Origin of the sequence: Ilumatobacter sp. (assembly GCF_041688325.1) — a bacterium.
Classification (GTDB): domain Bacteria; phylum Actinomycetota; class Acidimicrobiia; order Acidimicrobiales; family Ilumatobacteraceae; genus Ilumatobacter_A.
In genome coordinates this window covers 1-4,063 of the sequence record NZ_JBDNIJ010000140.1, presented here as the reverse complement: position 1 = coordinate 4,063, position 4,063 = coordinate 1, and the positions used below count along the sequence as shown (strand labels likewise).

The 4,063-nt window shown below is 62.3% G+C and carries 5 protein-coding genes and 1 pseudogene; 3 read left to right on the top strand and 3 right to left on the bottom strand.

Going from position 1 to position 4,063, the window contains the following annotated elements; genetic code table 11:
- Window positions 1-1,265 precede the first annotated feature (1,265 nt).
- Window positions 1,266-1,544, bottom strand: a complete 279-nt coding sequence (locus ACH2EI_RS09345) for a hypothetical protein (protein ID WP_395153508.1) — start codon at window positions 1,542-1,544, stop codon at window positions 1,266-1,268.
- Between the two features lie 193 nt (window positions 1,545-1,737).
- Here ACH2EI_RS09345 and ACH2EI_RS09340 point away from each other — a divergent pair, with 193 nt between their 5' ends.
- From ACH2EI_RS09340 to ACH2EI_RS09330, 3 genes are all read left to right on the top strand, one after another.
- Window positions 1,738-2,019 carry a type II toxin-antitoxin system Phd/YefM family antitoxin gene (locus ACH2EI_RS09340; RefSeq protein WP_395153507.1) on the top strand — a complete coding sequence of 94 codons (282 nt, stop codon included), beginning with the start codon at window positions 1,738-1,740 and terminating at the stop codon, window positions 2,017-2,019.
- On the top strand, window positions 2,016-2,438 hold the full coding sequence (locus ACH2EI_RS09335; RefSeq protein WP_395153506.1) for a type II toxin-antitoxin system VapC family toxin: 423 nt from the start codon (window positions 2,016-2,018) through the stop codon (window positions 2,436-2,438). Before ACH2EI_RS09340 ends, ACH2EI_RS09335 begins: the two co-directional genes overlap by 4 nt.
- Before the next feature lie 146 nt (window positions 2,439-2,584).
- The gene (locus ACH2EI_RS09330; RefSeq protein WP_395159805.1) at window positions 2,585-3,103 is read left to right on the top strand and encodes a GNAT family N-acetyltransferase; all 519 of its coding nucleotides are present in this window, start codon (window positions 2,585-2,587) and stop codon (window positions 3,101-3,103) included.
- 231 nt (window positions 3,104-3,334) lie between these two features.
- On the opposite strand, the gene ACH2EI_RS09325 is transcribed toward ACH2EI_RS09330, so the two are convergent.
- Window positions 3,335-3,868, bottom strand: a complete 534-nt coding sequence (locus ACH2EI_RS09325) for a hypothetical protein (RefSeq protein ID WP_395159803.1) — start codon at window positions 3,866-3,868, stop codon at window positions 3,335-3,337.
- A 13-nt stretch (window positions 3,869-3,881) separates the two neighbouring features.
- Window positions 3,882-4,063, bottom strand: a pseudogene (locus ACH2EI_RS09320) (hypothetical protein); the annotation flags it as partial.

Sequence of the window (4,063 nt, the reverse complement as noted above, 5' to 3'; positions counted from 1 at the left end):
GTCCGCAGCCTCGGCCAACGTCCGTCAGACACGGCTGCCCGAGCCGCGCAACTCCTCGACCCCACGATCTGACGCCCACGCGTGCACCGCCGCACCGCGATGCTTCGGCGGCCACCGCGCACTTCGCCGCAATCAACGAGGCGAACTGCTCACGACCGGGCGGTGCTAATGGCGGCGATGCTCCCCGCTCGGTCAGATTTGGGTGTAGCGGATAGCCCTCCCAACTGAGAATCGTTTCGGACCACCTATGTGAGACATCCCAGGTCAGGACGCACGATCCTCGCCGTCGAATCGTGGGGGCGTCCGATCAACGTTCGTCTATCGGACGCTCCATGCGACGATTGGATCACCATCGAACACGTCACCTTGTAGGCGTTTTGGGGCACCTACGATCCGGTCGTGGGAACTGGGCTGGAGTTCGTAGCGTCTCATTACGTATGCGAACACTCGGTATACGTTCGACACTCTCTGGCTTGTGCATGTTTGCTGGACTCTTTGTGGCTTCTTGTAGCTCGGACAGCCAGCCCGGCGAAGCGCGCACACTGACCTCGGCGGTTCAACTTGAGCCCGGCGAAGAGACAACCGAGTACGTCAGTTCGCACTGCGGTTACGAGTGGCTTCTCGTTGAAGTGAACGGTGCGCGATGGGTAACAAAAACGCTGGGGTCTGACAGTGCTGGCAATCCAACTGAAACTGCTTGGCCGAACGGTCAGGCGACCGACCTGAAAATGACACTCATCGATTCCTCCACCCTCGATGTCACGGTTCCAGGGAGCGGCGTGTCGCATTCGTACTCGCCTGGCTCGGACTGGCCAGGCTGCGAGTAGTCGAACACACTCCATTGGCAGCGAAGATGCCGGCCGCTCCCACAATCTGGAGCTGGTCGAGCGATCGAATGTGAGGATATGTGCTCCTTGGTGCTCCCCGGGGTCCCGCTGGAATATGAGCGTTGAAGTGGCGGACATTGGCCGTCACCGGACAACCGCTCGACTTCTGCTGACGTTCGCCTCGCTACTCGTCATGAGCGAATAGAGCGCTGTGCCGGTGCTCGCGACCGCCTCGAATCCTCTCCTGCCGAATTCGAGTGATTTGATGCAACCGCTCATCGCCTTGTCGGTTGTCCTGATTATTGCGGTCATCGTTGTTGTGCCCTTGATGATCCGGCGCCGCAGGCGCCGTTTGGGGCTGTTGATATCGAGCGGCGGTGGAATCGGCTGTGGCTGACCTCGAGCTGTGGCGACATGTCAGTCGGTGCGCGCCGAGAGCTACGCGCCCCGCCATGCCTCGGCCCACGCCACAAGGAAGAGCAGGATCGCCACGAGGCCGATTCCGCTGGCTACGACGGCTATTGCTTGGCCGACGAATGGTCGGCTCGTGCTGCCGTCCGGGTCGATGGTCGTGTGATATGCGAGAACGAGCGCCGAAATGGCGGCGCCAAGTGCGACCAACACAGCAGCGGTTCGAGCGGCACTCACTTGGTTCGCCAGGGAGCTCGCGGAAACCGTGCGGTTGGACGAGCGCTCGCGCGCTTCAGACGCTTTCATGCATTGATATTAGTTGCTCCGAGATCACCGCTGTCCCAAATGGAGAGCGATCTGGAGTGGGTAGCTGCTCAAAGAGGCTTCGATCTGCTCGGCCTGCGCTGCTTCTGGACGATGGTGATATGCGTGGGTCGAGCCCTTGACGCAGCAACGAGTACCCCGTAGACAGTGCTGTCGAAGTGGCTACACTAACGATATGAACATAGCTACTTCGAGGTCAGAGGTCGGGATCCGCGACCTGAAGAATGGTCTCAGCAAGTACATCGATCGCGTCGCGGCCGGTGAAGAAGTGATCGTCACCGATCGAGGTCGCCCGGTTGCCAAGCTCTCTCCACTCGACGCACCCGACGATCGCCTCGCTGACCTTGTCGCCGCTGGCGTAGTTCGACCACCAGCGAGCGGCACTCGTCATCGCGCTCGTTCCCGGATCAAGCCGAAGGGAAATGTGAGCGATCTCGTTGCTGAGCAACGTCGGTGATCACGTACGTCGACACCTCGACCCTGATCAAACTCATCGTCGATGAAGAGGGGTCGGACCGAGCCGAGCTGATCTGGCAGTCCGCCGATTCGGTTGCATCGGTGCGCTTGATCGTGGTCGAAGCGCGCGCTGCGCTCGCTGCAGCCGCACGGGGTCAGCGGCTTTCGACTGCCCAGTTGCACAATGCCAAGACCGAGTTGGCTGCGTTCGTTGACGATCTCCATCTGGTCGAGGTGACCGAGGACCTCATCGAGAATGCAGCGCAGCTCGCGGAGACCGAGTCGCTGAGGGGCTACGACGCAGTCCACCTTGCAGCCGCAGTCTTCGTCGGTGCCGCAGTATTCACGAGCGCGGACCGAGCGCTGTGTGAGGCAGCCGAACGGCAGGGCCTACACATCGCCGACCCGCTGACGACGTAACCCAGCCGTTCATCGACGCGGACATCGCCGACGTTCTCGGGCAGGTGCCCGCTCACATAAGTGAGGATCTCGAATAGGTCGGAAGCGATTCCGCGCGGAGCGATATGCGCCACGCTGGGAGCGGCACCGTCTGACAGGATCCTTCGATGGCAGAAGCGCAGCTCACCCTCCGACCTGTTCGCCACGACGACGAGGAGGTCGTTCGAGCAGCCCGACGCTCGTTGGCGACCAATGACTTCGACTTCGCAGTCGGCTGGCAGCCGGACATGGCTTGGACAACGTATATCGACCGGCTCGACGAGTTTCGCCGCGCCCGTCAACTACCGAAGCCATGGGTCCCAGCCACATTCCTCTTGGCGGAAGTCAACGGTGAAGTTGTTGGCCGAACTTCGGTGCGTCACGAGCTGAACGACCACCTGCTGGCCCTCGGCGGGCACATCGGCTACGCCGTCCTACCAGATCATCGACGTCGCGGGTATGCGTCCGAGATTCTTCGCCAAAGCCTGGTTATTGCTCGATCATTCGACGTCGCCCGTGTGCTCGTCACGTGTGATGAAGACAATGAGGCGTCCGCACGGGTCATTCTCCGCCATGGCGGCGCACTGGAGGACGTCGTCGATGATCCCGACAGCAACAAGCGCAAGCAGCGGTACTGGATCGGCTGACGACAAACCACCCAAGGCGCTCAGAATGTTCACGCGCACCTGACCTCGCCCAGCGCGACAACCGGCATGTGTAGCACTCTGATCACGGCCGAACGTCGTTTGAATCCCTTGACGTGGTGGGGTTTGCGTGACGTTTTCCCTGGTGTGGCTCAGGCCTCGGTGAGTTCACCGGGGGGCTGAGCTTGATCAGTGTGGCACGTCGCGTTCAGGAGTGCCATTGATGCGGTGCGTCTACCTTCCGGGCCCCTGGGTCGGCCGGCTGCGGAGGCGTCCGAGTCGTCGCATCGCAGCTGCCACCGGGTCCACAACAGCAGTGGTGTCTGAATCGAGGCTTCGCTGCTCCTCACCGGTGAGGATCTCGCACCCTCGCAGCTCACGGCGCCGGGCGATTGCGCTGACTGCGCCGGGCCACCGATTCACGGCGGCGACCACAGCAGTGGCCGGGGTCCAGTCGCCGTCGATCTCAGCCGGCCCGTGTAGATCGGGATCAAACGCGGATGGCGCTGCGTGGACGTGGTTTGCATGCCGGCCGCGGGTCATGCCGACGTAGAGCTGTGCAGCGTTCGTCCGGTCGTCGATGATCAAGTGTGCTTCGTCAACGGTGGCGCCCTGGGCCCGGTTGATCGTGGAGGCGTAGTCGACGGTCAAGTTGCCGGCTGACACATACTCTGCCGGGATCGCGTGTCGGTGGCCGTTGTCGCGATTGGTGAGGTACAGCTCGTCTCGGGTGCCGGCGTTCACGGTCCAGCGGTCGCCGTTGCGCACCCATTCTTGGCCATCAGGCCCGTACGTGAGTGTCCGGTTGTTGGCTCGCTTGACGGTCGGTGGGTCGGTGGTCGTAGGCGAGGAGTGATCGGTTGGGTCCGGTCGCGCCGGTGGTTTCGTTGTGCCAGATCGCGGCGGTGAGCGCAAGGAGTCGTTGCAAGATGCGAGCGCAGACGCCTTCGGGTTTGCGGCCGC

Excerpts from the sequence above, each read along its gene's own strand:
- ACH2EI_RS09345 (WP_395153508.1), bottom strand. The coding sequence starts at position 1,544 with ATGAAAGCGTCTGAAGCGCGCGAGCGCTCGTCCAACCGCACGGTTTCC.
- ACH2EI_RS09340 (WP_395153507.1), top strand. The coding sequence starts at position 1,738 with ATGAACATAGCTACTTCGAGGTCAGAGGTCGGGATCCGCGACCTGAAG.
- ACH2EI_RS09330 (WP_395159805.1), top strand. The coding sequence starts at position 2,585 with ATGGCAGAAGCGCAGCTCACCCTCCGACCTGTTCGCCACGACGACGAG.